Source organism: Trebonia sp. (assembly GCF_049794275.1).
GTDB lineage: Bacteria > Actinomycetota > Actinomycetes > Streptosporangiales > Streptosporangiaceae > Trebonia.
Window position 1 is genome coordinate 1 of sequence record NZ_JBARCR010000681.1, and the last position, 5,333, is coordinate 5,333.

At 67.1% G+C, this 5,333-nt stretch carries 6 protein-coding genes and 1 pseudogene; 4 read left to right on the forward strand and 3 right to left on the reverse strand.

Annotated elements, in window-relative coordinates; translation table 11 throughout:
• Positions 1-535, reverse strand: a pseudogene (locus tag WA805_RS18210) (hypothetical protein); the annotation flags it as partial.
• A 413-nt stretch (positions 536-948) separates the two neighbouring features.
• Between WA805_RS18210 and WA805_RS18215 the strand changes: the two are divergent.
• Positions 949-2,637 carry an APC family permease gene (locus WA805_RS18215; protein ID WP_425242925.1) on the forward strand — a complete coding sequence of 563 codons (1,689 nt, stop codon included), beginning with the start codon at positions 949-951 and terminating at the stop codon, positions 2,635-2,637.
• 74 nt (positions 2,638-2,711) lie between these two features.
• Here the strand turns inward: WA805_RS18215 and sodX are convergent, their stop codons facing one another.
• A complete protein-coding gene (sodX, locus tag WA805_RS18220) occupies positions 2,712-3,044 on the reverse strand; it encodes a nickel-type superoxide dismutase maturation protease (protein WP_425242926.1) in 333 nt (110 codons plus the stop codon).
• A gap of 77 nt (positions 3,045-3,121) precedes the next feature.
• On the opposite strand from sodX, the gene sodN reads away from it, so the two are divergent.
• From sodN to WA805_RS18235, 3 genes are all read left to right on the forward strand, one after another.
• Positions 3,122-3,523, forward strand: coding sequence for a superoxide dismutase, Ni (gene sodN, locus WA805_RS18225; protein ID WP_422324875.1), 402 nt, complete (start codon positions 3,122-3,124; stop codon positions 3,521-3,523).
• Positions 3,524-3,679: 156 nt separating this feature from the next.
• Positions 3,680-4,111, forward strand: coding sequence for an anti-sigma factor (locus WA805_RS18230; protein WP_422279960.1), 432 nt, complete (start codon positions 3,680-3,682; stop codon positions 4,109-4,111).
• 38 nt (positions 4,112-4,149) lie between these two features.
• A complete protein-coding gene (locus WA805_RS18235) occupies positions 4,150-4,953 on the forward strand; it encodes an RNA polymerase sigma factor SigF (RefSeq protein ID WP_425242928.1) in 804 nt (267 codons plus the stop codon).
• Positions 4,954-4,998: 45 nt separating this feature from the next.
• Here WA805_RS18235 and WA805_RS18240 read toward each other — a convergent pair.
• A partial coding sequence (locus WA805_RS18240) for a hypothetical protein (RefSeq protein WP_425242927.1) occupies positions 4,999-5,333 on the reverse strand: 335 nt, incomplete at its 5' end.

Below are 5,333 nucleotides of genomic sequence, written 5' to 3' on the forward strand. Positions count from 1 at the left end.
AACCGATTTCCTCCACTTTCCGCTTCACGGGGACGAGCCCGATCAGTTCAACGTCCAGCTCCATGAACAGGTCATCGATGCCTGCCGCCCGCCGCTCAGCGGCGAGGGTGATCGTCGCATCCGGCAGCAGCGTTTCCTTCCGCCGGCGAGTACCGCCGCTTCTGGCGGGCTTTGCCGCGGCGGCCGAAGGAACTGCCGAAGGGACTGCCCGGCGCGGGGCGCGGGTACCGGTCCTCCGCCGGGTGACAACGGCCGGGAGTATGGGCGAATAGTCCCGGCGCAACCCCGGGTCCATCACGCCCATACCGCTGACAGCGCCCGGCCTGAAGCCGCGCGAGCTGAGGTTTTCCCCACTCGTCTGACGCCACCCGTCCCTGGCGAGCCCAACTATCGCCACGGTGAGGACGACGACCCCGACCGCGACCGCGAACGACGCGAACCACACATGGCTCAACCGCCAGGTCAACAGCAGGCCGGCTATGACGCCGAGCAAAAGTATGCCGAGTGCCGGATATCGCAGTCTGGTGCTCCACATGACAGAAGCGAGGGTAGCCACCGGTTCACCGCAGGTCAATGAGATGCTGGCCCGGACCGGCAGGGCATCGCCCGCCCTTGGCATGACGACTGCCGCTTTTGCTCGTGAATTGTTTCACAAGCGGCATCTAACAAACGTGCCCGCCAAGGCGCGGCGCAAAACCCCCAGTTTCTTTGAAACTCACCGGTAATTACCGTGTCATCCCGATGTGACGCTGCGCATGTGTCATTATTCCGCCCGTAGGCGGGGTACAACGCCCTGAACTGCGTTATGAAACCGAATCCACGACAACACTTCTCTTAGGTGATGATCATCCCTACGATGATCTCACTCTGCTCATATGGCACGCTAGCAACCCACCCTGACGGGGGGGACACGCCCCACGGGGCAAGATCGAGAAAAGAGCATCGATCATGGCTACTGAAACTGGGTCTACGGGCGCTCCCGCAAGCCAGCCGGCGGATGTCGGTCTGCGGCGGGAGATGGGACTGATCGGGGCAACCTGGGCGTCCGAGACCTCCATCATCGGCTCGGGCTGGCTGTTCGGCGCGCTGTTCGCCGCGCAAGCGGCGGGGACCGCGGCCTTGCTGGGATGGGTTATCGCCGGAGTCATCGTCGTCATCCTCGCGCTGGTCCATGCCGAATTGGGCGGGATGTACCCGGTGTCCGGCGGGACCGCGAGGTTCCCGCACTTCGCGTTCGGCAGCGTCGCCGGCATCTCGTTCGGCTTCTTCTCCTGGCTGCAGGCGGTCACGGTAGCGCCGATCGAGTGTTTCGCCGTGATGCAGTACGGGTCCTACTACTGGCACGGCCTCTACAACGCCACCTCGGGTAACGTCACCGGGCTGGGCTTCGTGATGACGATCGTGCTGATGGCGTCCTTCACCGCGATCAACTTCCTGGCCATCGGCCTGTTCTCCAAGGTCAATGCCGGCATCACGTGGTGGAAGGTCGCGATCCCGGTCCTCACCATCATCGTGCTGCTGTTCAAGTTCCACCCCAGTAACTTCGGGGCGGGCGGCGGCTTCATGCCCTTCGGCGTCAAGGCCCTGTTCGCCGCCATCCCCTCGGCCGGGATCGTGTTCGCCTATCTCGGCTTCGAGCAGGCCGACCAGCTGGCTGGCGAGATCAAGGACCCGCAGAAGAACCTGCCACGGGCGATCCTCATAGCTGTCACCATCGGCATCATCATCTACGTCATGCTGCAGGTCGTGTTCATCGGAGCCATCCCGCACAGCCTGATCTCGGGTCCTCTGGGCTGGGCGGGCATACCCAAGACCAACGAAATAGCCGTCGGGCCGTTCGCTGGCCTGGCGGGCGTCGTCGGGCTCGGCTGGCTCGCGATCCTCCTGCGGCTCGACGCGTTCATCTCCCCGTTCGGCACCGGCCTGATCTACCAGACTTCGACCTCGCGCGTCGGGTACGGCCTGGGCCGCAACCGCTACTACCCGCAGCTGTTCACCAGAGTGGACAGCCGGGGCGTGCCCTGGTTCAGCCTGATCATCGCGTTCCTGTTCGGCCTGCTGTTCCTGCTGCCCTTCCCGAGCTGGCACTCCCTGGTCGGCCTGGTCACCTCCGCGAGCGTGCTGATGTACGCCGGAGCGCCGCTGTCGCTGTCGGCGTTCCGCGGGCAGGTCCCTGAGGCGCCCCGGCCCTACCGGATGCCCGGCGCTACCGTGATGTCGCCACTCGCGTTCATCTTCGCCAACCTGCTCATCTACTGGTCGGGCTTCGAGGTGCTCTGGAAGCTCGCCATCGCGATCGTTGTCGGGTACGTGCTGATCGGCATCTTCATGTACTTCGACCCGCAGCGGCCGCCGCTGGACTGGAGGTCCGCGCAGTGGCTGCCGGTGTACCTGATCGGCATGGGCATCATCTCCTGGCAGGGCCAGTTCAGCGGCCAGTCCAGCACGACGCCGCTGGCGCCGACGAACACCAGCAACCTCCCGTTCTGGTGGGACATGGTGGTGGTGGCGGCCTTCAGCCTGGCCATCTTCTTCTGGGCACAGGCCACCAAGCTGAAGCGTGCAGACATGCTCGACCTGGTCGCGAGGCAGAGTGCGCAGCCAGTGGATGACCTGCCCGAGATGCCAAGGCACTAGGTCCGGCTCGTCATCCCGTTACAGCGACAAACCGTCGGCCCCGCACCCTCCCGGAGGATGCGGGGCCGACGCGGTCACCGCGGGCCCGTTCTGGATAAAGAGCGGCGCAGCGGCCAGTAGCGGACCAGCACCCGGCCGACGATCTTCTCCTCGGGCACCGGGCCGAAGCGGCTGCTGTCCACCGCGCCCGCCGCCGGATTGTCCGACTGCAGCCACCAGCCGCCCTCCACGCGCCTGACCGCGCGCTTCACCAACAGGAAACCCGGGCGGGACGGGTGCCAGGCGAGCACCACCTGACCAGGGCGGATACGCCGGGTGCGGCGGGCGAGCAGCCAGTCACCCGGACGCAGCGCGGGCAGCATGGACTGCTCGGCGACCTCGACGCGGAGCAACGGCCAGCCGTGCACGTTTAGCTTCCATCCCACGGAGTAGTGTCGGAAGTGAAACCTTACTGATCTGGTACGGAGAAAGGGAATCGATGAGGCTGCTCACCCGGCTGTTCGCGCCGAAGTCCGTCGCTCATGCCCACTGCGACCTGCCCTGCGGCGTCTACGACCCCGCGCAGGCCCGAATCGAGGCGGAGTCTCTCAAGGCTATTGACGAGAAGTATGCCCAGAACTCGGACCCCGAGTTCCGGACCCGCTGCCTGATCATCAAGGAGCAGCGTTCCGAACTCGTCAAGCACCACCTATGGGTGCTGTGGACGGACTACTTCAAGCCGCCGCACTTCGAGAAGTACCCGCAGCTGCACCAGCTCTTCAATGAGGCCACCAAGCTGGCCGGCGCCGCGGGCACGAAGGGCAGCACCAACGTCGCCACGGCGGACGAGCTGCTGGCCAAGATCGAGGAGATCTCCAAGATCTTCTGGGAGACCAAGCAGGCCTGACGCCGACGGCCGTCGGCCACATCGACGTGGCAGCGTCGTCCCCGATGTCCGGGGAGGCGCTGCCGCGTCGCGTTTATGCCATGGAGCGGATGACGGTAAGTTGCTGTCAGGGGCCGGCGATCATCGCCGGCCGGGTGAGATGACCGACGGAGAAACGTGACAGAAGACACCGCCGCTACCACGGCCGTGCCGGCCGGCCGCGAGACGGCCGACTACGTGCACGTCAGGATGCCAGCGGAGAGCGCGTACCTGTCCGTGCTGCGCACCGCCACCGCCGGGCTGGCGGCACGGCTCGACTTCACTCTCGACGAGATCGAGGACCTGCGCATCGCGATCGACGAGGCCTGCGCGATGCTGCTCGCGCAGGCGATCCCCGGCACCGACCTGGAGTGCGGCTTCGAGCTCGGCGCCGACCAGGTGACGATCACGGTGTCGGTGACCGCGGCCCAGCCCAAGATGCCCGCCAGGGACACGTTCGCGTGGACGGTGCTGTCCGCCCTCGCCGGAACCGTGGACTCCCGGCTCGGACCCGGTGACCGGGTGTCGATCGTGCTTGTCAAGCGCCGCGGCGGAGCGGGGTCAGGGTGAGCAGCGAATACGAGGTCTTCGAGGTCGCGGTGAGCCCGGTGAGTGAAGAGCCGCCGGCGCCGCTGCCGCGGAGCGACCATTCCGGGCCCGACCGGACACGGGCCCGCGAGCTGTTCGAACGGCTCGCGACGCTGCCGCATGACGACCCGGAGCGCGCGCGGATCAGGGCCACCCTGGTCGAGCTGCACCTGCCGCTCGTGGAGTACCTGGCGCGCCGGTTCCGCAACCGGGGCGAGTGGCTTGACGATCTCACCCAGGTCGCGACCATCGGGCTGATCAAGTCCATCGACAGGTTCGACCTCGAGCGCGGCGTGGAGTTCTCCACCTACGCCACGCCCACCATCGTCGGCGAGATCAAACGGCACTTCAGGGACAAGGGCTGGGCCGTCCGGGTGCCGCGGCGGCTGCAGGAGCTCAAGCTGTCGCTCACCAAGGCGATCGGCGAGCTGGCGCAGCGCGAAGGCCGCGCGCCCACCGTCAGTGAGCTCGCCGCGCACCTGCAGATGTCGGAAGAAGAGGTGCTCGAGGGCCTGGAGTCGGCCAACGCGTACTCCACCGTCTCGCTGGACGCGCCGGACTCCGGCGACGAGGACGCGCCCGCGGTCGCCGACTCGCTCGGCATGGTCGACGAGGCCCTGGAGGGCGTGGAGTACCGGGAATCGCTGAAGCCGCTGCTCGAGCGGCTGCCGCCGCGGGAGAAGAAGATCCTGCTACTGCGGTTCTTCGGCAACATGACCCAGTCGCAGATCGCCGCGGAGCTCGGCATCTCCCAGATGCACGTGTCCCGGCTGCTGGCCAGGACCCTGACTCAGCTGCGCGAGGGCCTGACCACCGAGGAATAAGGCCGGGCGGTCCCCGTAGGCCCTGATGCCCGGGGCGGGCGTGTCCTAGGGCTGCATGGGCGGGCGGTTGAGGGCGCGCAGGCTGGCGGGGGTGAATAGGGCGGCCAGGCAGCAGGCCGCGGCCAGCAGCATCGGCACGCCCCACTCGAGCCGGTGGTCTCTCAGCACGTAGATGGCCCACACGCCGATGGCCAGCTGGGTCATGACCACCGGGGTCCTGGTCCACGGCCTGGCCTGGGCCACGCCCCGCGCGAACAGCGCGAACACGACGGCCGTGCCGACCGCGATCAGCGTCAGCGCGATGCCGCTGGCCCGCTGGTAGGACTGCCCGTCCGCGGTCGAGACGGCAGAAAAACCCGCCGCCACGCCCATGCCGACCG

Coding starts and splice junctions, on each gene's coding strand:
- WA805_RS18215 (WP_425242925.1), top strand. CDS start 949: ATGGCTACTGAAACTGGGTCTACGGGCGCTCCCGCAAGCCAGCCGGCG.